At 66.7% G+C, this 22,641-nt stretch carries 25 protein-coding genes and 1 tRNA gene; 12 read left to right on the forward strand and 14 right to left on the reverse strand.

The window, feature by feature from the left end; all coding sequences use genetic code 11:
- Positions 1–79 precede the first annotated feature (79 nt).
- Genes GC146_RS00595 through GC146_RS00645 form a run of 11 tightly spaced genes read right to left on the reverse strand, consistent with a single transcriptional unit; the run spans position 80 to position 8,928 of the window.
- A complete protein-coding gene (locus GC146_RS00595) occupies positions 80–1,147 on the reverse strand; it encodes a 3-carboxy-cis,cis-muconate cycloisomerase (protein WP_291832884.1) in 1,068 nt (355 codons plus the stop codon).
- Complete coding sequence (pcaD, locus tag GC146_RS00600) at positions 1,144–1,923, reverse strand: 3-oxoadipate enol-lactonase (protein WP_291832887.1); 780 nt, start codon at positions 1,921–1,923, stop codon at positions 1,144–1,146. Before pcaD ends, GC146_RS00595 begins: the two co-directional genes overlap by 4 nt.
- Positions 1,923–2,759 (reverse strand): 3-keto-5-aminohexanoate cleavage protein, encoded by an 837-nt coding sequence (locus GC146_RS00605; protein ID WP_291832890.1) that lies wholly within the window; start codon positions 2,757–2,759, stop codon positions 1,923–1,925. The genes pcaD and GC146_RS00605 overlap by 1 nt, the downstream gene beginning before the upstream one ends.
- 58 nt (positions 2,760–2,817) lie before the next feature.
- Entirely contained in the window at positions 2,818–3,438 is a 621-nt protein-coding gene (gene pcaG / locus GC146_RS00610) for a protocatechuate 3,4-dioxygenase subunit alpha (protein ID WP_291832893.1), read from the reverse strand.
- A 1-nt stretch (position 3,439) separates the two neighbouring features.
- Complete coding sequence (pcaH, locus tag GC146_RS00615; RefSeq protein ID WP_291832897.1) at positions 3,440–4,168, reverse strand: protocatechuate 3,4-dioxygenase subunit beta; 729 nt, start codon at positions 4,166–4,168, stop codon at positions 3,440–3,442.
- Positions 4,169–4,198: 30 nt separating this feature from the next.
- A complete protein-coding gene (gene pcaC / locus GC146_RS00620; RefSeq protein WP_291832900.1) occupies positions 4,199–4,576 on the reverse strand; it encodes a 4-carboxymuconolactone decarboxylase in 378 nt (125 codons plus the stop codon).
- A gap of 31 nt (positions 4,577–4,607) precedes the next feature.
- A complete protein-coding gene (locus tag GC146_RS00625) occupies positions 4,608–5,726 on the reverse strand; it encodes a 4-oxalomesaconate tautomerase (RefSeq protein WP_291832902.1) in 1,119 nt (372 codons plus the stop codon).
- Positions 5,719–6,390, reverse strand: coding sequence for a 4-carboxy-4-hydroxy-2-oxoadipate aldolase/oxaloacetate decarboxylase (locus tag GC146_RS00630; protein ID WP_291832905.1), 672 nt, complete (start codon positions 6,388–6,390; stop codon positions 5,719–5,721). Before GC146_RS00630 ends, GC146_RS00625 begins: the two co-directional genes overlap by 8 nt.
- A gap of 3 nt (positions 6,391–6,393) precedes the next feature.
- Entirely contained in the window at positions 6,394–7,203 is an 810-nt protein-coding gene (locus tag GC146_RS00635; RefSeq protein ID WP_291832908.1) for an alpha/beta hydrolase, read from the reverse strand.
- Positions 7,204–7,206: 3 nt separating this feature from the next.
- Positions 7,207–8,172 (reverse strand): VOC family protein, encoded by a 966-nt coding sequence (locus GC146_RS00640; RefSeq protein WP_291832910.1) that lies wholly within the window; start codon positions 8,170–8,172, stop codon positions 7,207–7,209.
- A 21-nt stretch (positions 8,173–8,193) separates the two neighbouring features.
- On the reverse strand, positions 8,194–8,928 hold the full coding sequence (locus GC146_RS00645) for a PIG-L deacetylase family protein (protein ID WP_291832912.1): 735 nt from the start codon (positions 8,926–8,928) through the stop codon (positions 8,194–8,196).
- A gap of 166 nt (positions 8,929–9,094) precedes the next feature.
- Here GC146_RS00645 and GC146_RS00650 point away from each other — a divergent pair, with 166 nt between their 5' ends.
- On the forward strand, positions 9,095–9,973 hold the full coding sequence (locus GC146_RS00650) for a DUF1932 domain-containing protein (protein ID WP_291832914.1): 879 nt from the start codon (positions 9,095–9,097) through the stop codon (positions 9,971–9,973).
- Positions 9,970–11,142, forward strand: coding sequence for a LysR family transcriptional regulator (locus GC146_RS00655; RefSeq protein WP_291832917.1), 1,173 nt, complete (start codon positions 9,970–9,972; stop codon positions 11,140–11,142). Before GC146_RS00650 ends, GC146_RS00655 begins: the two co-directional genes overlap by 4 nt.
- Here GC146_RS00655 and GC146_RS00660 read toward each other — a convergent pair.
- On the reverse strand, positions 11,139–11,885 hold the full coding sequence (locus GC146_RS00660) for a sulfite exporter TauE/SafE family protein (protein ID WP_291832919.1): 747 nt from the start codon (positions 11,883–11,885) through the stop codon (positions 11,139–11,141). The two genes, GC146_RS00655 and GC146_RS00660, sit on opposite strands and share 4 nt — an antisense overlap.
- A gap of 226 nt (positions 11,886–12,111) precedes the next feature.
- Between GC146_RS00660 and GC146_RS00665 the strand changes: the two genes are divergently transcribed.
- The 8 genes from GC146_RS00665 to GC146_RS00700 all read left to right on the forward strand — a co-directional run bounded on the left by GC146_RS00665 (position 12,112) and on the right by GC146_RS00700 (position 19,134).
- Positions 12,112–12,846, forward strand: coding sequence for a GntR family transcriptional regulator (locus GC146_RS00665; protein ID WP_291832922.1), 735 nt, complete (start codon positions 12,112–12,114; stop codon positions 12,844–12,846).
- Between the two features lie 30 nt (positions 12,847–12,876).
- Complete coding sequence (locus GC146_RS00670; protein ID WP_291832925.1) at positions 12,877–14,283, forward strand: aminomethyl transferase family protein; 1,407 nt, start codon at positions 12,877–12,879, stop codon at positions 14,281–14,283.
- Between the two features lie 116 nt (positions 14,284–14,399).
- Entirely contained in the window at positions 14,400–15,377 is a 978-nt protein-coding gene (locus GC146_RS00675; protein WP_291832928.1) for a TRAP transporter substrate-binding protein, read from the forward strand.
- Positions 15,378–15,443: 66 nt separating this feature from the next.
- Complete coding sequence (locus GC146_RS00680) at positions 15,444–15,887, forward strand: TRAP transporter small permease (RefSeq protein ID WP_291832931.1); 444 nt, start codon at positions 15,444–15,446, stop codon at positions 15,885–15,887.
- Positions 15,884–17,188, forward strand: coding sequence for a TRAP transporter large permease (locus tag GC146_RS00685; protein ID WP_291832934.1), 1,305 nt, complete (start codon positions 15,884–15,886; stop codon positions 17,186–17,188). The genes GC146_RS00680 and GC146_RS00685 overlap by 4 nt, the downstream gene beginning before the upstream one ends.
- Before the next feature lie 100 nt (positions 17,189–17,288).
- Positions 17,289–17,363, forward strand: a tRNA-Gln gene (locus GC146_RS00690).
- 191 nt (positions 17,364–17,554) lie between these two features.
- On the forward strand, positions 17,555–18,421 hold the full coding sequence (locus GC146_RS00695) for an NAD(P)-dependent oxidoreductase (protein ID WP_291832936.1): 867 nt from the start codon (positions 17,555–17,557) through the stop codon (positions 18,419–18,421).
- The gene (locus GC146_RS00700; RefSeq protein WP_291832938.1) at positions 18,418–19,134 is read left to right on the forward strand and encodes a ThuA domain-containing protein; all 717 of its coding nucleotides are present in this window, start codon (positions 18,418–18,420) and stop codon (positions 19,132–19,134) included. The genes GC146_RS00695 and GC146_RS00700 overlap by 4 nt, the downstream gene beginning before the upstream one ends.
- Before the next feature lie 7 nt (positions 19,135–19,141).
- Here the strand turns inward: GC146_RS00700 and GC146_RS00705 are convergent, their stop codons facing one another.
- Positions 19,142–19,906, reverse strand: a complete 765-nt coding sequence (locus tag GC146_RS00705) for an alpha/beta fold hydrolase (RefSeq protein ID WP_291832940.1) — start codon at positions 19,904–19,906, stop codon at positions 19,142–19,144.
- Between the two features lie 78 nt (positions 19,907–19,984).
- On the opposite strand from GC146_RS00705, the gene GC146_RS00710 reads away from it, so the two are divergent.
- Positions 19,985–20,356, forward strand: coding sequence for a hypothetical protein (locus tag GC146_RS00710; protein ID WP_291832943.1), 372 nt, complete (start codon positions 19,985–19,987; stop codon positions 20,354–20,356).
- Between the two features lie 4 nt (positions 20,357–20,360).
- Here the strand turns inward: GC146_RS00710 and glyA are convergent, their stop codons facing one another.
- Positions 20,361–21,656: a serine hydroxymethyltransferase gene (gene glyA / locus GC146_RS00715; RefSeq protein WP_291832946.1), complete on the reverse strand. Its 1,296-nt coding sequence runs from the start codon at positions 21,654–21,656 to the stop codon at positions 20,361–20,363.
- A 202-nt stretch (positions 21,657–21,858) separates the two neighbouring features.
- Between glyA and GC146_RS00720 the strand changes: the two genes are divergently transcribed.
- Positions 21,859–22,620, forward strand: a complete 762-nt coding sequence (locus GC146_RS00720; protein WP_291832948.1) for an NAD kinase — start codon at positions 21,859–21,861, stop codon at positions 22,618–22,620.
- The last annotated feature ends 21 nt before the right edge of the window (positions 22,621–22,641 follow it).

A 22,641-nucleotide genomic window follows, 5' to 3' on the forward strand; every position in this document is an offset into this window, starting at 1 on the left:
CGTTTATGGCCGATCAAGATACCGGCTTGGCGTCCTCGATCAACCCTGGCGGCGTGGATTTGGGCAGGCTCGCGGCGGGTCAGCCTTGCGCGGGCGAGGCGCCCAGGCGCGTGATCTGGCCCGTCAGCCGCAGGGCGGTGTCGGTGGCGCATCCGGCCGTCATGGTCAGTTGCGGCAGCAGCATCCATTCCAGCGTCCATGCGCTGCCCGAGCGGTCCTGTTCGTGCAGCAGGGCCTGCCCGAAGGTGCCGTTCAGCCCGGCGGCGAAGCGGGCAAGCGTGACCAGCAGTTCCGCCTGCACCGGGTTGTGCTTGTGCGGCATGGCCGAGGAGGAGCCGCCGCCGGTCAGCTGCACCTCGTCGATGCCCTGCAGCGCCATCAGCGCCACGTCCTGCCCGATCTTGCCCAGGCTGGCGCAGAGCATGGCCAGCCAGTTCGCCACATGGCCCAGCCCCGTGCGGTCGGTCTGCCAACTGGCCAGGGGCGCGGGCAGCTCCAGCGCGGCGGCGACGAGGGCCGCCATTGCGGGCGCGTCATCGCCAAGGGCGGCATCGTCGCCCACCGCGCCGCCCACCTGCAGGCGCAGGGCGCGGCTGCGCAGTCCCGGCAGGTCGTCGCGCAGGGCGGCCAGCGGGCCGCGCCAGCCCGCGACGCGGTGCGCCACGGTGACGGGCAGCGCCGCCTGCATCCGGGTGCGGCCCATCAGCGGGTTGGTTCCATCGCGCCGCTCCAGCCGTTGCAGGCTGTCGATCAGGGCATCGAGATCATCCGCCAGCACGCCAAGCACGGCGCGCAGCGTCAGGACCAGCGCGGTGTCAACCACGTCCTGCGACGTGGCCCCGCCATGCACCGCCCCCGGCGCGGCAAGCCCCGTCCGCAACTGGCGCACCAGTGCGGGCACGATGACGCCATCGGTCGCGGTGCCGCGCCGTAGCTCGGCTATGTCCGGGGTAAAGGTGGCGATGCGGCTGCGCGCAGCTGCGGCATCCTTGGCCCCGATGCGCCCGGTCGCCTCCAGTGCGTCAGTCCAGGCCGCCTCGTAGGCCAGCAGATGCGCCATCTGCGCCTCGGCTGACCACAGTGGCGCGATCCGGGGTGCGGCAAACAGCGCCGAGAGCCATGGATGGTCGAAGACACTGGCGCTCATCCTGCCTCCAGACTGTCTAAAATGGCGGTGATGACGGCCCCCGGCGCCTCGATGCATGGCAGATGGCCGCAACCGTCGATCAGCCGCAGGGTGGCGAAGGGCAGGGCGCGGGCAAGTGCGCCCACGACTTCGGGCGTGGTCGAGGCGTCTTCGGTTCCGGCAAGGCAAATGGTGGGCTGCGCGATGGTGGCGGCCTGCGCGGTCAGATCGCAATCGCGTATCGCGGCGCAGACGGCGCAATATCCCTCGGCCTCTGTCCGGGCCAGCATCGCGCGGTAGCCGGCGACAAGGGCGGGGCGCGCCGCCATGAAGCCGGGTGAGAACCAGCGTGCGATGATGGTGTCGGCGATCGTGCTCATCCCGCCCGTGGCAATGGCGGCGATGCGGGCGTTCCAACCCGCGGCATCTCCGATCGTCAGCCCGGTATTGGACAGCACCATCCGCGCGGCCAGATCGGGCCGGACGGCGGCAAGCACCTGCGCGACCATCCCGCCGACCGAAACGCCACAGACAACCGCGCCCGAGAGGCCCAGCAAATCCATCAGCCCCGCCATGTCGTCGGCCAGTGTCGCGATGCTGACATCACCGCCTTCGCTGAGGCCGTGACCGCGCTTGTCCAGACGCAACAGCGGCACGGAGTTGGGCAGGCCCGCCACCACGTCGTCCCAAATACGAAAATCGGTGCCCAGAGAATTTGCGAAAACGACGGGCCTGCCGGTGCCGGGCCGATAGGCATAATGCAGGACGCGGCCGCCGATCTGGGCAAACCGCGGCATCAGGCGGCCACCGGGCGCAGACCGAGGATCGCGCGGGCTTGTGCGGGCGTGGCGACGGGGCGGTCGTATTTCGCGCAGAGATCGGCGGCGCGGCGGATCAGCGCCGCGTTCGAGGGCGCAAGGCGGTCGCGATCGAGCCTCACGTTGTCCTCCAGCCCGGTGCGGGTATGCCCGCCCGCCGCAATGGCCCATTCGTTGACGATCAGTTGGTTTGGCCCGATGCCCGCGGCGCACCAGGCCGCCTCCGGCGCGCGCGTCTTCATCGTGTGAACATAGAAATCGAAAACTTCCTTGTCGGCGGGCATCGCGTTTTTCACGCCCATCACGAACTGCACGTAAAGCTTGCCGTAAAGCCGGCCCTCGGCGTGCAGCCGGATGGCCAGCAGGATGTGGGAGAGGTCGAAGGCCTCGACCTCGGGCGTTACTTCGTAGCTCCGCATCTCGCTCGCCAGCCAGTCGACGAGGTCGGGTGGGTTTTCATAGACGCGGGTGGGAAAGTTGTTCGACCCGACCGAGAGCGAGGCCATGTCGGGGCGCAGCGGCAGCATGCCGCCACGCGCCTTGCCCGCGCCCGACCGGCCCCCGGTCGAGAACTGGATGATCATGCCGGGGCAGTGCTTTTCCACGCCCTCCTTCAGCCGCGCGAATTTCTCGGGATCGGACGAGGGGGTCTGGTCGTCGTTGCGGACATGGGCATGCACGATCGCGGCGCCGGCCTCGAAGGCCTCTTGCGTCGATTCCACCTGTTCAGCCACGCTGATCGGCACCGCCGGGTTGTTCGCCTTGGTCGGCAGGCTGCCGGTGATGGCCACGCAAAGGATGCAGGGGTCTGCCATTCACTTGTCCTTTTCTGCGTGCGCGGGCCGCCTCGTCGGTCCCGCACCGCCGCATTTGTCAGATATCGAAGAACACGGTTTCGTCCTCGCCCTGAAGGCGAATGTCGAAACGATAGACCGGCAAGGCGCCGCTGTCATCGCGGCGCGCAATCAGCGTGGCGCGGCGGCGTTCCCATTCGATCAGGTTCAGCACCGGGTCGGCGGCGTTCGCGGCCTCTTCGTCGCTGAAATACATCCGCGTGTTCAGCCCGATGTTGATGCCCCGCGACACGATCCAGAGGTTCAGGTGCGGCGCCATCATCCGCCCGTTGCGGCCCATGACCGCGCCGGGCTTGACCGTGTCGAACCCCCAGGCGCCGGTGGTGAAATCGGTGATCACCCGGCCCCAGCCGCGAAAGCCCGCCTCGACCTCGCCGGGATGTTCGGGATGGGCATAGATGCCCGCCGCATTGGCCTGCCAGACCTCGATCAGCGCGTCCTTGACCGGGCTGAGCATCCCGTCGATGACCATGCCCTCGACGCGGATGCGCTCGCCCCCGGCATTCGGCCCGGCAATGTCCCAGCCCAGTTCCCGGTCGTAGATCTTGAACCCTGCCGCCCCCGGTGCCAGCCCGATATGAACATAGGGCCCGGCCGTCTGCGACGGCGTTTCCTTCAGGTAATCCAGCTTCTGCGCCATTTCAGTTCCCCTCCAGCCGGTTTTCGAACAGGGTGGACCGGCGCCCACGCAGCACGATGTCGAAGCGGTAGGCGATGGTGTCGAGCGGGATCGTGGCGTTCAGGTCGAGCCGCGCGATCAGCTGCTCCACCGCGTCGGGGTCGGGAATGGTCTGCACGATGGGGCAATGCGGGATCAGCGGATCGCCCTCGAAATAGCATTGTGTGACAAGGCGCTGCACGAAGGCGCTGCCGAAGATCGAAAGGTGGATATGCGCCGGGCGCCAGCTGTTAACGTAGTTGCGCCACGGATAGGCGCCGGGTTTGACCGTGCGGAAGTAGTAATACCCGTTCTCGTCGGTCAGCGCCCGGCCGCAGCCGCCGAAATTGGGGTCGATCGGGGCGAAGTAGGTGTCCTTGGGGTGGCGATAGCGGCCGCCCGCATTGGCCTGCCAGATCTCAACCAGCGTATTGGGCACGGGGCGCGCGTTTTCGTCCAGCACCCGGCCGTGCAGGATGATGCGCTCGCCGATCGGGCCCTGCCCCGGCTGGGCATAGTTTGTCAGCAAGTCACGGTCGCCCGGATCGACATCGGCATGGCCGAAGACCGGCCCGGTGATCTCGCTTGCCGAGTTCTGCAGGCTGATCATCGCGAAGCGGGGCGAGCGGGCGACGGTCGTCTTGTAGCCCGGCGTCAGCGCCGGTGGCTGGCGGGTGCGGTCGCGCTGGTAGAATTCTCCCGGTGTCGGCATGGTTGGCCCTCCTCCCTCTTTCCCTGCGCCTCAGGACGCGTCCATCTCGGCGAAGACCTCCTTGGCGATCTTCAGTGCGCGGTTGGCGCGCGGCACACCGGCGTAGATCGCGACGTGCTGGAACGCCTCGATCACGTCGCGGCGGCTGGCGCCGGTGCGGGCCGTGGCGCGGATATGCATCGCGATCTCCTCGAAATTGCCGGTCGCCGCCAGCAGCGCCAGCGTCAGCATCGAGCGGTCGCGCAGCGAGATGCCGTCCGAGGCCCAGACGGTGCCCCAGGCGGCCTCGGTGATCAACTCCTGGAACGGGGCGTCAAGCGGCGTCTTGGCGGCCTCGGCGCGGTCGACATGGGCATCGCCCAGCACCCTGCGCCTGATCGCCATGCCGGTGGTGTAACGGTCAGTCATCCTGTCCTCCCCTTGTGGCCCCTCCATCCCCTTAGTGGGCCATCGTCGCGTCCGCGGCCATCCCCTGCGATGCGGTTGTTGCGCTGCCGGGCCGCGGTCCCGGAAAGACCCGCCCGTCGAAAAGCTTGCGCGCGGTGCGGATGTTGCCTGCGCCGCGCACCGTGCCATCGGGGGCGATGTCCAGGAACACCTCCAGCGCGCCGGTGGGGTGTTCGACGCGGAACCGTCCGTCCGGGGGCAGGGTGGCCAGGGCCGCGGCAGGACTGTCTGGCAGCAGGCAGGCAGTGGCGACGCTGACCGCTGCAAAGACCCCCACCGAGGCATGGACGCGATGCGGGATCCAGCTGCGCGTGGCAATCGCCCCGCCCGCCGCGGGCGGCGCAACAAGGATCATCTTGGGCACGCTGGCCGCGGCGACATCGCCAAGCTGCATCAGCGGCCCGGCCTGCAGGCGGATCGCCTCGATCCGGGCCTTCAGCGCGCCATCGGCCTCCAGCGTTTCGCGGTCCTCGCGGCCGGTGATGCCGAGATTGGCCGCGGCCATGACCACCACGGGCATCCCGTTGTCGATCAGCGTACAGGCGACCCCGTCGATCACGTCCACCGCGCGGCCCGAGGGCAGCGCCCCGCACATCGACCCGGCGATATTCTGGAACATCAGGCGGACGGGGGCGTGGTGGCCCGGCACGCCGTCGATGGCGGCGTCGCCCTCGTAGCTGACCGCGCCGCCGGGCGTCGCGACCTCGGCCAAAGCAACTTCGCCGGTATTGACCATGTGGATGCGCACCGGCGTGATGCCGTCGCGCGCCGGGACCAGCCCGCGCTCGATCGCGGCGGGGCCGACGCCGGCCAGGATATTGCCGCAGCCCTGCGCGTCCGAGACCAGCGGCTGATCGACGAAGACCTGCAGGAACAGGTAATCGACATCCGCATCGGGCCGGGTGGGCGGCCCCAGCACCGCGACCTTCGAGGTCAGCGGATCGGCCCCGCCGATACCGTCGATCTGGCGCGGATCGGGGCTGCCCATGATCCGCAGCAGCAGCGCATCGCGCGCGGCCGGATCGGCGGGCAGGTCGCGGGCCAGGAAATAGGCGCCCTTCGACGTGCCGCCGCGCATCCACAGGCAGGGGATGCCGGCCCCCTCAGACATATTTCAGGCCCTTCTCGGCCAGCCGCCCGCGCATGCCGTAGATATCGAGGCCCAGTTCCCCGGCGGCCAGCCGCGCGCGCTTCGCCTCTTCCGCCGCCAGACGCTTGTTGGCGGCGGCCAGCACCGTGGCGGCCTCGTCCCGCGCGACGACGCAGACGCCGTCATCATCGGCCACGATGATGTCGCCGGGGTTCACCACCTGCCCGGCGCAGACGATGGGCAGGTTCACGTCGCCAAGCGTCTCCTTCACGGTGCCTTGTGCGCTGACGGCCTTCGACCAGACCGGAAAGCCCATCTTCGTCAGGTCCCGGATGTCGCGCACGCCAGCTTCGATCACCAGACCCCGGCAGCCACGCGCCATGGCCGAGGTCGCCAGCAGGTCGCCGAAATAGCCGTTGTTGCAGGGCGAGGTGGGGGCGAGGACAAGGATGTCGCCCGCGCGCAGCTGTTCGATGGCGACATGCAGCATCCAGTTGTCGCCGGGCGGCGCGCTGATCGTGATTGCCGAGCCGGCCACCTGCGCACCCGCCCAGATCGGGCGCATGTGGCTGGCCATGCAGCCCTTGCGCCCCTGCGCCTCGTGCACGGTGGCGACCCCGGCGGCGGCCAGACCTTCGATGACGGCCGGATCGGCACGCGCGATGTTCTGGACGACGACGGGCATGGTTCAGGCTCCGAACGATTGATGGAGGAAGTTCACGACACGGTCGATCGCGGCGGGCTGTTCGAAATCGCCGCCGCCATGGGTGCCGCCGGGCAGGATTTCCAGCGCCAGCCGGGGCGCGTTGCCAAAGGCGGCCAGCCCTGCCAGCAGCCGGTGCGACTGGCGCGGCGCGATCAGCGGATCAAGCGCGCCGTGCATGATGAGGAAGGGCGGCAGCAGTGCGTCCGCGGGCAGCGCATCGAGGTACCGCAGCGGGTTGGCTGCGCGCGCGCCCTCGGGTTCTTCGCCCACGGTCACGCCGGTCAGCTGGCTTTCGGGGCTGTCGGGGCGGCCGTTGGGCCCTGCGGCAGGCGTGACGCCGCTGGCCGCCATGTCGGCATCCATGGTGGGGAAATCGACGGGCGGAAACCACGACACCGCCGCCGCCAGCCGCGTGGCCGGATCGGCGGCATGCGCGATGGCGCAGACCGCCGTCAGGTGCCCCCCGGCCGAAGGCCCGAAGGCGGCGATGCGGGTGCCGTCAAAGCCGTGGCGCGCGGCATTGGCGCGCAGCCAGGCCAGCGCCTCGGTCAGATCCTCCAGCTGCGCGGGCCAGATCGCCTGCGAGGCATAGCGGTAATTCGCGGCGGCCACGGCGAACCCGGCGGCAAGAAAGGCATCCTTGCCCAATGGCGCGTCTTTGCTGCCCATCAGGAAGGCCCCGCCATGGATGAAGAACACCAGGGGTGGGCGTGCGACGCCGTCGGGCAGGTAAAGGTCCAGCCGGTTGCGGTCGGACCTGTCGGCATAGGCGATGTCACGCAGGACGGTCATCGCCTATTCGGTCCGCACGGGCGGGGTGCCGTGGGTGTGGAAGGTCTCGATCGTCTTTAGGCCCCAGGCCTGGCCCTTCTTGCGCTCGGCCTCGGTCCACTTCACCGGTTGCCAGTCGGGCGCAAGGATCAGCCGCGCGCCGGCATTGGCCAGTTCCACGCGGTTGCCCGCAGGCTCCCACACGTAAAGGAAGAACGAGCCCTGGATCGCGTGCTTGTGCGGCCCGGTCTCGATATGCACGCCCGCCTGCAGGAAAAGGTCCGCCGCGCGCAGGATGTCCTCGCGCTGGTCGGTGGCGTAGGTGACATGGTGCAGGCGGCCGTGACCGCGCCCGCGCTCTTCGGTGCACACGGTGTCATAGGTCTTGTTGTTGCAAGAAAACCAGACGCCGCCGATCCGCCCGTTATCAAGCTGGATGTATTCCGTCACCCGGCTGCCAAGGCAGACCTCCATGAACTGCCGGAAGGCGGCCACATCCTCGCCCAAAAGGTTCACATGGTCGATCCGGCGCGGCGCGGCCCCGGTGAAGGCGCTGGCGGTGTTTTTCAGCGCGGCGCGCTCGGCCTCGTCCTGCGGCTCATACCAGCGGGTGTCGTAATAAATCTCGAACACATGGCCGAACGGGTCTTCGAAGCGGAAGGACCGGCCATGGCCCATGTCGCCCTCGGTCCAGCCGAGCACGGTATAGCCCGATGCCTCGATCGCGGCGACGCGACGCGCCAGCGCCTCGGGGCTGGCGCAGCGATAGCCGATATGGCCCACGCCGGTGCTGCCCGCGCGGGTCAGCTTGAGGCTGTTAAACTCGTAGTCGTCCCAGGCGCGCAGGTAGGCCGAGGTTTCGTCCTGCCCCGACAGCTTCAGGCCATAGACGCGGGTGAAGAAATCGAGGCTGTCCTCGAACCGGTCGGTCAGCATCTCGACATGGCCCAGGTGGGCGATGTCGAAGGCCGGGTTGGTGGGCGTGGTCATCGGCGATCCTTTGCCTGCGCGCTACAACTCGTCCACGGTGCGCGGAAAGACCGACTGGAAGCCTTCGGCATACTTGCAGTCACGTCCGCCCGATTGGCCGCCCGAGTTGCGCTTGAAATGGTTGGCGCGGTTCTGCGCCACGCGGGTGTAATAGTCCCACAGATGCTCTTGCCCTTCCATGCATTCGATTGCGGCGCGCTTTTTCGCCCAGACCGGGGTGATGTCGAGGAAGGTGTCGGGCTTCCAGCCCATCTGCTCGGTCTGGTGCGGCTCGAAGAGGTAAAGCTGCGGCGCGCCCAGCACCTTCTCGCCGGGCCGGTGGCCCCAGGCCTGCGCGATCATCCGGCATTCCAGCGCCACCTGCGTGGCATAGCTGTGGTCGGTGTTGTAAGGATCGTAATGCGAATGGCTGAGCATGAAGCGCGGCTGGACCCGCCGGATCACGTCCACCACGGCCTCCTTGTCGGTGCGGGTCAGTTCCAGCGGATAGTCGCCAAGGTCCATCGAAACGAGGTCATGCACACCCAGCGCCTTGGCCGCGCGTTCGGCCTCGGCGCGACGCGCGGCCTTGACGGCGTCAAGCGTCATGCCGGGCTGTTTCCAGAGTTTCGCGCTTTCGCCGCGTTCGCCGAAGGACAGGCAAAGCACCGTTACCTGATAGCCCATCTCGGCATGCAGGGCGATCGCGCCGCCGCAGCGCCAGACAAAATCGGCGGCATGGGCGCTGATGACGAGGGCGGTCTTGGTGGCGGACACGGGGGAGCAGCTCCTGCAACGGGAATTGGTAGCGGTATGTCAGCCGGGCATAGTGCGCGGCAAATCAGAACGCTTCGCGCCGGTATAAGTTCCGGCTATGGTCGCTGGCGAAGCCGGGCCGATGCGGGCCATCATGGTGGCATTGTTTCGGCGGCGGAGGACAGACATGACGGCGAAAAGAACCGCGATGGCGCTTGTGGGTTTCGGCGAGGCGGCGATGGCGTTTCGTGCTGGCTGGGGTGCGGCCGCACCGCCCGGTCTGCGCGCCTTTGACATCAAGACGGAGGTGCCCGCGACCGCAGGCCCGATGCGCGCGCGGTTTGATGCAGCCGGTGTTCAGGGAGCGGCAACACTGGCAGAGGCGCTGGCGGGGGCCGATGTGGTCTTCTGCCTTGTCACCGCCGATCAGGCGCTGGTGGCGGCACAACAGGCGAAAGGCGTTCTGTCGGCCGGCACACTTTGGCTCGACTGCAATTCCTGCGCGCCCGAGACGAAACGCGCCGCAGCGGCTGTCATCGAGGGCGCGGGCGGGCGTTACGTGGACGTGGCAGTGATGGCGCCGGTTCATCCGAAAGGGCACCACGTGCCGCTGCTGGTCTCGGGGCCGCACGCCGACACAGCGGCCGAAGTGCTCCGCGGCCTCGACATGCGGCCGGAGGTGGTGGCCGGCGGGGTTGGAGGGGCCTCGGCGGTCAAGATGTTCCGCTCTGTCATGATCAAGGGGTTGGAGGCGCTGACGGCAGAGTGTTTCCTCGCCGCGCGCAAGGCCGGTGTGGAAGACGCGGTGATCGCCTCGCTACAGGCGTCGGACCCCGGCATCGACTGGCGCCAGCGCGGCGCCTACAACCTTGAGCGGATGATGGTGCATGGTCCCCGCCGCGCGGCTGAGATGGCCGAGGTTGCTGCCTCGGTCGAGGCGCTGGGTCTGCCGGCGATCATGGCGCGCGCGACGATGGCATGGCAGGCGGCGATCGGCGCCCTTGGCCTTTCGGCGGACGACGATGAGCTTGCCGCGCGGGCCGACACGGTGCTGGCGCGCCTATGATCTCGCGCAACCTGCGGCACTTCCGGCTGGTCCTTGCCGTGGCCGACCTTGGTTCGGTGACCGAGGCCTCGGCCGTGGCGCATGTGACCCAGCCTGCCGTGACGCAAGCAATTGCCAAGATCGAGCGCGAGGCGGGAGGGCTGATCTTTGACCGGGGGCGCGGCGGCCTGTTCCTGACGCCGCGGGGCGAGGTGCTGACCGCGCGGCTGCGCCGGGCGTTTGCGCTGCTTGACCCGGCGCTGGAGGATGTCGCGCCGCGTCTGAAGCTGACCGTCACGTCGGCGCAGTTGAAGGCGCTGATCGCAGTGCGCGAGGCCGAGAACTTTACCCTCGCCGCGCAGCGGATGGGCATGTCGCAGCCTACGGTGCATCGCGCGGTAACGCAGATCGAGGCCGAGGCGGGCCGGCGTCTGTTTGAACGGACGGCGCAGGGCGTCGTCGCCACGCGGCCCTGCGCGGCCCTGGCCCAGGCGGGACGGCTGGCCTTCTACGAACTGGACCAGGCCGAGGCCGATCTGGCCGAGTTCGAGGGCCGCGAGGTGGGCCGGATTGTCATCGGGTCGATGCCGCTGTCGCGCTCGGTCCTGCTGCCGAAGGCGCTGGCAGGCTTTCGTGCGGAACGGCCGCGCCTGCCGGTGAGAGTGCTGGACGGGCCATATGACTTGCTGCTGGCCGGGCTCTTGCGGGGCGAGATCGACTTTCTCGTCGGTGCGCTCCGCGATCCCGCGCCGCTGGGCGAGGTGATGCAGCGTCCGCTGTTCGACGACCAACTGGCGCTGATCGCGGGGCTGGATCATCCACTGGCAGGGCGGCACGACCTGACGCTGGACGATCTGGCCCGGTACCCGTGGATCGTGCCGCGCGCGGGCACTCCCACGCGCGTCCAGTTTGACGCACTTTTCGCCGAGGGCGGCATTGTGCCGCCGGCCAGTATCCTTGAATGCGGATCAATCCTGCTGATGCGCGAGATGCTGGGGATGAGCGACCATCTTGGCTGTATCTCGCGCCAGCAGGCCAATGCCGAAATCGGCAAAGGGCTGGTCCGGGCGTTGGACTTTGCCACCCGCCTGCCTGCGCGGCCCATCGGCCTGACGTTGCGCACCAACTGGGAACCGACCGCGGCACAGCGATTGCTGCTGGATCTGTTGCAGGCCGCGGTGCCGGGCTAGGCCCCTGCCAGACCGACCCAGAGAAGCCGCAGCGCAACCACTGCCAATAGTGCCATGATCAGCCGGTCGAAGGTTTCGCGCGAGACGTGGCGCGCCGCCCACGCGCCCAACGGCATGCCGCCGAAGAGCGGCACCATTGCCAGCAGGCTGAAACCAAATGCAGGGCCGTCCAGCAGCCCCGTGGCCCAAAGCGTTGGCACCTGCACCGCAGAGATCGCCATGAAGAAGGCCGAGATCGTGCCGATGAAGGCGCGCCGCTCCAGCCGCAGTGCGTTGAGGAAAGTAACCGACGCCGGGGCCGACAGCCCGGACGCGCCTTGAAGCAGGCCGCCAAGTGCGCCGGCGGCGATGGCCCAACGATCAGCCGTTGCCTGTCCGATATGCCAGCCCGGCCGTGCCACGCGGAAGCCGAGATAGAGGATCAGGACAAGGGCCACGATGATTGTCAGCGGCCTGTCGGGCAGAAAGGCCAGCACGAAAGTGCCCAGGATGGCGCCTGCCGCCCCGCTGAGCGTGAAGGCTAGCACGAAGCGGCGATGCAGCAGGTGTTGGCGGTTCTCCCAGCCTTGCCAGACGTTCGACATCAGGTTCGGCAAGCTCATCACCGCGACGGCGAAGGGCACGTTGAACAGGATCGACAGCACCGGGATGGCCACCACGGGCGCGCCGACGCCCACTGCCCCCTTCATGAACCCGCCAGCCATCAAGGCCGCGACCGCAAGCACAAGTTCCGCTGCCGTCATCACCGCCCCCTTCATGCGCCGCAGGATCGATTCGGCATGCCGTGTCGTAGCCGCGGGTGTTTCCTTTGCCGAGAGGTAACCTGCTTCTTGTAATTTTGGTATACAGAATGTGCAGATATGCTGCATTGACCGGCATAATATCTGGGATTGACAGAAAATTGTATACAGGACAACCTGCCCGCCACTTGCGCCGGAGAGGAGCCGCGCGGGTGGTGGGAGGTCGGCGATGGAACCAAGGGGGCGGTCGTCCCAGTTCGAGAAGGCGTTGCTGGAACTGCGCGCCCTGATCCTTGCTGGCACCTTCGAGATCAACATGCGCTTGCCGGAAACCGCGCTGGCCGAACGCCTTGCCTTGTCACGCACGCCGTTGCGGCAGGCGATGGACCGGCTGGTCGAAGAAGGGCTGCTGGAAAAGATCCCCACCGGTGGCTGCCGCGTCGCCCGGTTGAGCGAGCGCGACATCATTGATGCCATCGAGGTACGCGGCGTGATCGAGGGCACCGCGGCGCGGCTGGCCGCCGAGCGTGGTGCCGACCCGCGGCAGATGGCCTTGGCGGAAACCACGCTGGACGCGATCGACGTCGCGCTGGCCCGGCCCGGCGGTATCGATTTTGCGGCCTATGTCCATCACAATGCCGCCTTTCACCAAATCCTTGCGCGGCTTGCCGGCAGTGCCGTGATCGAGCGTGAGGTCGACCGGGTGACGCGGCTGCCGCTGGCCTCTCCCTCGGCCTTCCTGCATGGGCAGGAATTGATCCCCGATTTCCAGCAATCGCTGACCCGTGCGCAACGTCAGCATCGCGAGATCCTGTCAGCCATCTCTGCGCGCGAAGGTGCCCGCGCGGAGGCGCTTGCGCGCGAACATGCCCGGCTTGCGCGCGAGAACCTTGCCCACGTCCTGCGGGGCGGTCCGCGCCTTGCCGAACGCGTTCCGGGCCTTGCGCTTGTCACCCCGTCCTGATCCCACAACGACCCTCAACAGGAGAAAGAAATGCCCAGTCTGTCCGACAAGATGGCCACCTTCGCCAACCCGGTAGAGATGCTACGCAACTCGCAAATCGGAATGTATGTCTATCCCGTCGTCGCGCCCGAATACACGAACTGGCGGGACGAACAGCGCGCCTGGCGCGACACTGCGGTGCTGTTCGACCAGTCGCACCACATGGACGAGTTGATCGTCGAGGGCCCCGATGCCGAGGCGTTCCTTTCGCATGTCGGGATCAACAGTTTTGCCAATTTCGATCTCAACCGCGCCAAGCATTTCGTGCCGGTCACGCCAGCGGGCCACGTCATCGGCGACATGATCATTTTCCGCGAACGGACCGACAAGTTCGTGCTTGTGGGCCGCGCGCCGACTGCCAACTGGGTGAAGTTCCAGGCCGCCGTGGGGACATGGAAAGTGCGGCTGCACCACGACCCACGCTCGGATTCGCGGCCTGATGGCAAGGCGATCTACCGCACCCATTATCGCTTCCAGATCCAGGGGCCCGACGCCGACAAGATCTTTACCGCGATCAATGGCGGTCCGGTGCCGGATATCAAGTTCTTCCATGTCGACTGGATCAATGTCGGCTCGCGCAAGGTGCAGGCGCTGCGTCACGGCATGGCCGGCGCGCCGGGGCTGGAAATCTGGGGGCCCTATGCCGACAAGGATTACATCCAGTCCACCATCCTGCAGGCCGCACGCGATATCGGCGTCGATCTGCGGCAGGTCGGCAGCCGCGCCTATTCCACCAACACGCTGGAGTCGGGCTGGATTCCCTCGCCGCTGCCGGGGATCTACACTGGCGAAGGCATGCTGCAGGACTACCGCGACTGGCTGGGGGCCGATGCCTACGAGGCGATGGGCGCGATCGGTGGCAGCATGGTCAGCGACAATATCGAGGACTACTACGTCAACCCGTTCGAGTTGGGCTATGATTTCTACGTTGGTTGGAAGAAGCCCGATTTCATCGGCAAGGCCGCGCTGGAGAAGCTGCGCGGCGCGAACAACCGCAAGAAGGTGACGTTCGAGTGGAATGCCGATGACGTGGTCAACGTGATCGCCTCGGGTTTCCGCCCCGGCGAGGTTCCTTACAAGTGGATCGACTTCCCGCAGCCCAACTACGCCTCGTCCAGCGCCGATCTGATCCTGCGCGACGGCAAACAGGTGGGGATGTCGATGTTCAACGGTTATTCGTTCAACGAACGCTGCATGCTGTCGTTGGGTGTCGTCTCGTCCGACGTCAAGGAGGGCGACGTGCTGACGCTGGTCTGGGGCGAGCCGACGCCGACGCGCAAGACCTCGACCGAGGCGCATCGGCAGGCCGAGATCCGGGTGCGCGTATCGCCTACGCCTTATGCCCGAGAAGCGCGCGAAAACTATGCCGAAAGCTGGCGTACGAAGTCGAAGGTATAGCTCGTGCTTATGCCCAAGACGAAATAAATGATTAGGGTGCGGGACGGTGGCTGGCTATCGTCCCGCAAGATTGGCCCCGCTTCGGGAGGGCGGGGCCTGCCACAGGGAGGATTGTCATGACGATGCGTTTCACATTTGCCGCAGCGGCGCTTGTCGCCGCGCTTGGCACCGCGGGTGCCGCGGAGGAGTTGAAGTTCGCCAACTTCACGCCGCCCTTTCACACGATTAACGCCTCTGTGATCGAGGTGTTGGGCGACAAGGTTTCTGCCGAGACCGATGGCGGGCTGACGGTACGCGGCTATCACGGCGGTGAGCTGGGCGCGGGCCCGGTCGAGCAATACGTCCGCGTCGTGCAGGGGGTGGCCGATATCGCCTGGGGCCTGCCGGGCTATACCTCGTCGCAATTCGGCAAGACGATGATCGCCGAGCTGCCCGGTGCGATCCCGGTCGACAAGCCGGGATACGAGGCGCTCTGGGCTGCCTTCGACGAGATCAAGGGCGAGTTCCCGGCGACCAAGGTGCTGGCGCTGTGGACCTCGGAACCCAACATCATGATCATGCGCAACAAGGTGATCCGCACCCCCGATGACCTGAAGGGTCTGAAGATCCGCGTCGCGGGCGCGACTGCCGCGCAGGTGGCGGTGGCGCTGGGTGCGACCCCGGTGCAGATGCCCATCAACGAGGTCTACAACGCGATGCAGACCGGCCTGATCGACGGCGTCTTTACCGGGGCCTCGACGCTGTCGGACTTCAAGCTGTCAGAGGTGGCCAGCTCTTACACGCTGGGCGCGCCGTTGGGCCGGCTGACCTTCTACACCGTGATGAACGAGGCCAAGTACGAAAGCCTGTCACCGGCTTTCCGCAAGGCCATCGACGACGCGAGCGGCATGGCCCTGTCCAAGAGCGCCGAGGATGCGTGGCTCAAGACCGCGAACGCGGCGATGGATGCAGCGCGGGCCGATGCCAAGAACACCGTGGTCGACCTGACACCTGAAGAGGTCGATGCCTTCTCCAAGGCCGTGGCCGGCGTCGTGGACGACTACGTCAAAAGCGTGAACGGCGAGGCCACCATCGCCGCGATGCGGGGCAACTAGGCCTTGCTTCACCACGTTCGGACATGGGCGGACAGGCTGATTAGCCTGTCCGCCACGTTCGGGGCCTTGGGCCTTCTGGTTGAGGTGGGGACGATCCTTTACGACGTCACGGGACGGGCGCTGGGCCATCCCCTCTACGGCTCGCAGGACGTGGTGACGATGACGATGGTGATCCTCGTCTTCGGCGGTATGGCGATCTGTGACAGGCGCGGTGGCCATATTGCCGTCGACCTTCTGGAACGGCATTTCCCCGCATGGTGGAACCGTATGGTCGATATCGCGGCGGCGTTGCTGGGCATGGTCATCTTCGTCGCCATTGCATGGGCCGTGAACGAAAGCGCGAAACTGTCGGTCATGCTTAATCTGTCGACCAACCTGCTGCTGCTGCCCAAGGCGTGGTTCCAGTACCTGCTTTCGACACTGGCGCTGGTGACGGCGGCGGGCATGGCGCTGCGTGCGGTGGAACTGGCCCTGACGGGCCGCGACATCCGGAAAGAAACCGAAATATGACCGCATCGACGGTGGGGTTCGTTGGAATCCTCGCGCTTTTCGTGCTGCTTTTGCTGCGCATCCCGGTGGCGTTCGCCATGTTCCTTGTGGGGTTCATCGGGTATTCGGTTCTTGACAGTCCCAATGCCGCCTTCAGCCAGCTGGCCTCGCAGACCTTCACGCTGGCCTCCTCGCCCGAACTGGTCGTCGTCCCGCTTTTCATCCTGATGGGCAACGTCGCCTCGATCACGGGGATGAGCCGTCGACTTTACGATGCAGCCTACGCGGTGATCGGTCAGTTCCGCGGCGGGCTGGCCTCGGCCACGGTGATCGGCTGCGGCGGGTTCGCGGCGCTCTCCGGCTCGTCCGTGGCCTCGGCGTTGACGATGGGCAAGGTCGCCCTGGCCGAGATGGACCGCTTCGATTACGACCACCGCCTCTCGACGGGGGTCGTCGCCGCAGGTGGCACGCTGGGCATCCTGATCCCGCCCTCGACCGGATTTGTGATCTACGCAATCCTGACCCAGCAATCCATCGGGCGGCTGTTTCTTGCGGGCGTTCTGCCGGGCCTGCTGATGCTGATGTTATTTGTCGGCGCCGTGATCGTGATCTGTACGCTGCGCCCCGGCTTCGGCCCGGCGGGGCCGGCGACGACGCTGCGCCAGAAGCTGGGCGCGATCACCGGCGCACTGCCGATCATCGGGGTGATCCTGGTTACGATCGGCGGCATCTACGGCGGCATCTTCTCGCCCGTCGAGGCCTCGGCCGTCGGCGCGGGGCTGATCGTGCTGATCGGGGCGCTGACACGTGCGCTAAGCCTGCGCCAGTTCTGGGCGGCGACGAAGGATTCGATCACCACCACCGCCACCGTGATGCTGATCCTGATGGCGGCCTACCTGCTGAACCCCTTCCTGGCGCTCAGCCATATCCCCGACGCGGTGGGCAATATCCTGATCGGCCTGAACTTGGGCGTGACCGGCACGCTGATACTGATCCTTGCGATCTATCTGGTGCTGGGCTGCTTTCTGGAAGGTTTCGCTATGCTGGTGCTGACGCTGCCGATCTTCTTCCCGATCATCACCAACCTTGGCGTCGACCCGATCTGGTTCGGCGTGCTGGTGGTGATCGCGCTGGAGATGGGGCTGATCTCGCCGCCGGTGGGCATCAACGTCTTCATCGTAAAGTCTGTGGCGCCGAAAGTGCCGCTTGCCGACATCTTCGTCGGCGTCATCCCGTTCTGGCTGATGATGATCCTGACCGTCGGGATCCTGATCGCCTTTCCGCAGATCTCGCTTTTCCTGCCGAACTCCATGTTCAACTAGGGCGTTGAGGGGCCTTTGCGAAAGCCGCGCACGGCCCTCACTTTTCGGTCTGTCAGGGCTTGAACCGCCCAGACCTTCCAAGTATCAACCGCGTCGCTGCTGGGGCGTGGCCAAGTGGTAAGGCATCGGTTTTTGGTACCGTGTACCGTAGGTTCGAATCCTACCGCCCCAGCCAGCAAGATCGTGTGAGACGTCATCGCCGATCTGCCCACTCCTGCCATACACCGGTGTCGGCCTGATCATAATGGATCGTCAGGCGTCCAGAATGGACAAATGAGGATTTGCCGTCTTCTTGCGGCGGCCCTATCGCCAGTTGAAAGTCGGCCCGGGGAGGCGCTCGACAGCAGGCATGACAGGGGGGGTCTGATGCGGATCGGTTTCGCTGGTCTGGGACGGATGGGTGCGCCCATGGCGGGCAACCTTGCCCGTGCGGGCCACGATCTGACCTTGTGGAATCGCTCGGCCAGCAAGGCCGTTGCTTTGGCCGATGCGCTTGGATGCGCGGTTGCTGACAGTCCTCGTGCGCTTTCTGACGCGGCTGACGTCGTCATCACCATGCTGGCCGATGACCCGTCCTCCAAGGCCGTCCATGGCGGTCCGGATGGCCTGTTTGCCGGCACGGCGCGGATCTATATCGAGATGGGCACGATGAGCCCCGATCATATCGGCTGGCTGGCCGACGAGGCCCCGGCGGATGCAACAGTCATAGACGCACCGGTTTCCGGCGCGACGCAGGCCGCGGCCGATGCGCAACTGCTAATCATGGCGGGCTGCACGGCGGACGAGGCGGCGCCGCTTGCGCCGGTCTTCGATGCGCTGGGCAAGCGGACGATTTGCCTTGGCGCGCGCGGTTCCGGGGCGGTGATGAAGCTGGCTGTCAATTCCCTGATCCACGGCCTGAACCAGACCCTGGCCGAGGCGATGGCCCTTGTCGGGGCGGCGGGGATCGACAGCGCCGATGCCTTCGACGTGATCGAGGCCAGCGCCGCCGCCGCGCCGATGCTGCACTACCGCCGCCCGCTCTACCTTGACGAAGCGCGGCATGACGTGACCTTTACAGTGGCGCTGGCCCGCAAGGACATGGAGATCACCGCCGCGCTCGCCCGCAGCCTTGGCACCGCCATGCCGCAGGGCCTTGTGACGCTGGAAAAACTGAAACAGGCCGAGGCGGCGGGATATGCCGCGCGCGACATGGCCTCGATCGTGCAGTTCATGCGAAAGGACAGATCATGAAAGCAGCCCTGTTCGTCGGCGGCTGGGAAGGCCACGCCCCCACCGCCTTTGCCGACTGGTATCGCGACCTGCTGGAGGCGAACGGCTTTACGGTCGACGTGCATCACACACTGGAACCGCTGGAGCGGCCCGAGGACCTTGCCGATCTGGACCTGATCACGCCGATCTGGTCCTCGGCCCGTTCGGGCCACCGTGAGGAATTCGGTAACATGACGAAGCGGCAGGAAGACGGGCTGCTGAAACTGGTGGGTGAGGGGTGCGGCATTGCCGGCTGGCACGGCCACATGGGCGACGCGTTCCGCGACCGGCCGACCTATCACTTCCTGATCGGTGGCCAGTTCGTGGCGCACCCGCCCGGCTGGCCCGACAACCTGCAGCCGCGCGAAGACTACATCGACTACGATGTCACGATCTGCCGCCCCGACGACCCGATCGTGCAGGGCATCCGCAGCTTTCGCCTGACGTCCGAGCAATATTACATGCTAGTCGATCCCTCCAACGAGGTGCTGGCGACCACGACGTTCTCGGGCGATCACCTGTGGTGGATCGAGGGCAGCGTGATCCCCGTGGTCTGGAAGCGGCGCTGGGACAAGGGCCGGGTGTTCTATTGCTCGATCGGGCACGAGTTGGACGATCTGAAGGTGCCGCAGGTGACCGAGATCATCCGCCGCGGCGCGCTCTGGGCCGCGCAAGGCAAACGGGCGGCAGGCTAAGAGGCCCTCAGCCGGCCTCGGCCATGTCGAGAAAGGCGCGCACCGCGGCCTCGAACTCGCGCGGCTTCTCGGCATGCAGCCAGTGGCCCGCGCCGGGGATCTTGGCGAAGCGCGCCCTGGGGAACAATGCGCGGATCCTGTCGCGGGATTCGGCGCGCACATAGTCCGAGGCGGCCCCGGTCAGGAACAGCGTGGGCCCTGTGAATTGTCCCGCGACATCGGGAAAATCAAGAATCGGCCCCATGTTCGCTTCGAGCGCGTCGAGGTTCAGCCGCCACCGCCGTTCCTTCATGTCGAGGCTTTGCAGAAAGAAGGCGGCCAACCCCGGCTCCAGCGGGCCAAGCTGCGCCTCCGCTGTCGCACGGTCGGGCACATGGGCAAGGTCCACCTGCCGCATCGCGGCGATCTTGTCAGCCTGGGTATGGCTATAGGCCACCGGCGCGATGTCGGCGACGATCAGGCGCGAGACCGCCTCGGGCTGGGTGAGGGCCAGCACCATCGCCGCCTTGCCGCCCATCGAATGGCCCAGCACGTCGGCCCGGCCGCCATGCGCGGCAATCACCTCGGCCAGATCGGCGGCCATGTCGGGATAGGTATGGCTGTCTGACCAGGGGCTGGCGCCGTGGTTGCGCATGTCCACCGCGATGACCTGCCGGCTGTCGGACAGGCGCTTGGCGATGACGCCCCAGTTGCGGCCCGAGCCGAAAAGGCCGTGCGCGATCAAGAGGGGCGGGCGGTCGGTCGGGGTGCCGTGAAGGATGGTCTGCAACATGGCCGCCAACTTAACGTTCCTAGCGCCGGGTTCCAGCACCATTGATCGGGCAGGGGCGGCCCGGTTAGGTTCATCGCCATGGACGCACCGGAACTGCAAAGCCTGATCGACGAGATCCGCCGCCTGATCGCCAAGAAGCTGGGCGTTCGCGGCCGCAGCTTGGCTCAGCAGTTGCGGCGGGCCGGACGGCGGTTGCCGCGCAACCTGCGGCGCGGCGGCGAATACCTGGTGCAGGCCAAGGTGCTGGTGAACAATCCGCGGTTGGCACGGCAGCTTGACCATGCCCGTGCCCAGCGGGCCGCACGCGACCTGATTGCGCACCTGCGGCAGATCGACCCGAAGGCGCGCCGCGCCGCGCGCCTTTACGGCATCGCGACGGGCGTTGTGTTCAACCTGATGCTACTGGGCGCGGGTGTGCTGGCGCTGCTTTACTGGCGCCAGCTGATCTGACGCCTCAAAGCCCCGGATAGATCGGAAAGCGGGCGCAAAGCGCCTCGACCTTGGCTTTCACCGCGGCCTCGACCTCGGCATTGCCATCCTCGCCATTGGCGGCAAGGCCATCGACCACCTCGACGATCCAGTCGCCGATCTGGCGGAACTCGGCCTCGCCGAAGCCGCGCGTCGTCCCGGCGGGGGTGCCAAGGCGCACGCCTGAGGTAATCGTTGGTTTTTCGGTGTCGAAGGGGATGCCGTTCTTGTTGCAGGTGATATGCGCACGGCCGAGTGCCTTTTCGGTCGCGTTGCCCTTCACGCCCTTGGGCCGCAGGTCCACCAGCATCAGGTGGCAGTCGGTGCCACCGGTGACAATGTCGAGCCCGCCCTTCATCAACTGGTCGGCCAGCGCCTGGGCATTCCTGATCACCTGCGCCTGGTAGGTCTTGAATTCGGGCCGCAGCGCCTCGCCGAAAGCCACGGCCTTGGCGGCGATGACATGCATCAGCGGGCCGCCCTGGATGCCGGGGAAGATGGCCGAGTTCACCTTCTTGGCGATCTCTTCGTCATTGGTCAGGATCATGCCGCCGCGGGGGCCGCGCAGCGTCTTGTGCGTGGTGGTGGTGGCGACATGGGCGTGCGGGAAGGGCGAGGGGTAGAGGCCCGCCGCAACCAGCCCGGCAAAGTGAGCGATATCGGCGACCAGGTAGGCGCCGACGCTGTCGGCAATCTCGCGCATCGTCGCAAAGTCGATCACCCGCGGAATGGCCGAGCCGCCTGCAATGATCATTTTCGGCTGATGCTCGGCTGTCAGAGCGGCGATCTGGTCATAGTCGATCTGGCTGTCCTGCTGGCGCACGCCATACTGGATGGCGTTGAACCATTTGCCCGACTGGTTGGGCTTGGCGCCGTGGGTCAGGTGGCCGCCGGCATCAAGGCTCATCCCCAGGATCGTGTCGCCGGGCTGCAAGAGCGCAGTATAGACGCCCTGGTTGGCCTGGCTCCCCGAGTTCGGCTGCACGTTGGCGAAGCCACAGCCGAACAGCGCCTTGGCACGCTCGATGGCGAGGTTTTCGGCCACGTCGACAAATTGGCAGCCGCCGTAATAGCGCCGTCCCGGGTAACCCTCGGCGTACTTGTTGGTCATCACGCTGCCCTGCGCCTGCATGACCGCGGCCGAGACGATGTTCTCGGAGGCGATCAACTCGATCTCGTGGCGCTGACGGCCCAGCTCAGAGCCGATGGCGGCGGCAATCTCTGGGTCGCGGGTGGCGAGGGCTTCGGTGAAAAATCCGGAGTCGCGGGCAGCGTCGGTCATGAAATGTCCTCTTGCGCGGAGAAAGTGGAGGGACGTGATCGCCAAGCTACATAGAGCGACGCAGGCCGACGGGAAACCCCTCAATGCGACCGGCCCGCGTCGTTTGGCGGCAAGTCCGGCAGGGGTGCAGTTGGCTTGCGTTTCCGGTCCGGGCAGGCCAACACTCGGCCGCGGGAGACCGGGCCCAAGGGAGGCGGATGACGTGACGCGCAAGATCGCCTTCGTGGCCAGCGACGCACCGATCGCGCAGGAGGCGCTTGGCCGTCTGGCGCAGCTTTACGGGCAAGCACCGCTGTCCGAGGCCGAGATCATCGTGGCGCTGGGCGGTGACGGTTTCATGCTGCAGACGTTGCATGCCACCCAAGGTCTGCCCGCGCCGGTTTATGGAATGAACCGCGGAACCGTGGGCTTCCTGATGAACGACTACCACGAGGATGATCTGCCCCAGCGGCTGGCCGCGGCGGAAGAAGCGGTGATCAACCCGCTGACCGCGACAACGGTCTGCGTCGACGGATCTGTGCACCATGCGCTGGCCATCAACGAGGTCAGCCTGCTGCGCGCGGGTCCGCAAGCGGCCAAGTTGCGGATTTCGGTCGATGGCAAGCTGCGGCTGGAAGAGCTGGTCTGCGACGGGGTGATGGTGTCCACCCCGGCAGGTTCCACCGCCTACAACTATTCCGCCCACGGGCCGATCCTGCCAATCGGTGCCGAGGTGCTGGCACTGACGGCGGTGGCCGCCTTCCGGCCGCGGCGCTGGCGTGGTGCGCTGCTGCCGAAAACCGCGGTGGTACGTTTCGATGTGATCGAGGCCGAGCGCCGCCCGGTGATGTCGGATGCCGACGGCAAGTCGGTGCGCAACGTGGCCAGCGTCGAGATCCGGTCGGAACCGGCGGTGACCCATGCCATCCTTTTCGATCCCGGCCATGGGCTGGAAGAGAGGCTGATTCAGGAGCAGTTCTCCTGATCGGCCGCGCGGACGCGCGAC

It is taken from the genome of Limimaricola sp., assembly GCF_016125575.1.
Taxonomy (GTDB): domain Bacteria; phylum Pseudomonadota; class Alphaproteobacteria; order Rhodobacterales; family Rhodobacteraceae; genus WGLM01.

Excerpts from the sequence above, each read along its gene's own strand:
- GC146_RS00595 (WP_291832884.1), bottom strand. The coding sequence starts at position 1,147 with ATGAGCGCCAGTGTCTTCGACCATCCATGGCTCTCGGCGCTGTTTGCC.
- pcaD (WP_291832887.1), bottom strand. The coding sequence starts at position 1,923 with ATGCCGCGGTTTGCCCAGATCGGCGGCCGCGTCCTGCATTATGCCTAT.
- GC146_RS00605 (WP_291832890.1), bottom strand. The coding sequence starts at position 2,759 with ATGGCAGACCCCTGCATCCTTTGCGTGGCCATCACCGGCAGCCTGCCG.
- pcaG (WP_291832893.1), bottom strand. The coding sequence starts at position 3,438 with ATGGCGCAGAAGCTGGATTACCTGAAGGAAACGCCGTCGCAGACGGCC.
- pcaH (WP_291832897.1), bottom strand. The coding sequence starts at position 4,168 with ATGCCGACACCGGGAGAATTCTACCAGCGCGACCGCACCCGCCAGCCA.
- pcaC (WP_291832900.1), bottom strand. The coding sequence starts at position 4,576 with ATGACTGACCGTTACACCACCGGCATGGCGATCAGGCGCAGGGTGCTG.
- GC146_RS00625 (WP_291832902.1), bottom strand. The coding sequence starts at position 5,726 with ATGTCTGAGGGGGCCGGCATCCCCTGCCTGTGGATGCGCGGCGGCACG.
- GC146_RS00630 (WP_291832905.1), bottom strand. The coding sequence starts at position 6,390 with ATGCCCGTCGTCGTCCAGAACATCGCGCGTGCCGATCCGGCCGTCATC.
- GC146_RS00635 (WP_291832908.1), bottom strand. The coding sequence starts at position 7,203 with ATGACCGTCCTGCGTGACATCGCCTATGCCGACAGGTCCGACCGCAAC.
- GC146_RS00640 (WP_291832910.1), bottom strand. The coding sequence starts at position 8,172 with ATGACCACGCCCACCAACCCGGCCTTCGACATCGCCCACCTGGGCCAT.
- GC146_RS00650 (WP_291832914.1), top strand. The coding sequence starts at position 9,095 with ATGACGGCGAAAAGAACCGCGATGGCGCTTGTGGGTTTCGGCGAGGCG.
- GC146_RS00655 (WP_291832917.1), top strand. The coding sequence starts at position 9,970 with ATGATCTCGCGCAACCTGCGGCACTTCCGGCTGGTCCTTGCCGTGGCC.
- GC146_RS00660 (WP_291832919.1), bottom strand. The coding sequence starts at position 11,885 with ATGACGGCAGCGGAACTTGTGCTTGCGGTCGCGGCCTTGATGGCTGGC.
- GC146_RS00665 (WP_291832922.1), top strand. The coding sequence starts at position 12,112 with ATGGAACCAAGGGGGCGGTCGTCCCAGTTCGAGAAGGCGTTGCTGGAA.
- GC146_RS00670 (WP_291832925.1), top strand. The coding sequence starts at position 12,877 with ATGCCCAGTCTGTCCGACAAGATGGCCACCTTCGCCAACCCGGTAGAG.
- GC146_RS00675 (WP_291832928.1), top strand. The coding sequence starts at position 14,400 with ATGACGATGCGTTTCACATTTGCCGCAGCGGCGCTTGTCGCCGCGCTT.
- GC146_RS00685 (WP_291832934.1), top strand. The coding sequence starts at position 15,884 with ATGACCGCATCGACGGTGGGGTTCGTTGGAATCCTCGCGCTTTTCGTG.
- GC146_RS00695 (WP_291832936.1), top strand. The coding sequence starts at position 17,555 with ATGCGGATCGGTTTCGCTGGTCTGGGACGGATGGGTGCGCCCATGGCG.
- GC146_RS00700 (WP_291832938.1), top strand. The coding sequence starts at position 18,418 with ATGAAAGCAGCCCTGTTCGTCGGCGGCTGGGAAGGCCACGCCCCCACC.
- GC146_RS00705 (WP_291832940.1), bottom strand. The coding sequence starts at position 19,906 with ATGTTGCAGACCATCCTTCACGGCACCCCGACCGACCGCCCGCCCCTC.
- GC146_RS00710 (WP_291832943.1), top strand. The coding sequence starts at position 19,985 with ATGGACGCACCGGAACTGCAAAGCCTGATCGACGAGATCCGCCGCCTG.
- glyA (WP_291832946.1), bottom strand. The coding sequence starts at position 21,656 with ATGACCGACGCTGCCCGCGACTCCGGATTTTTCACCGAAGCCCTCGCC.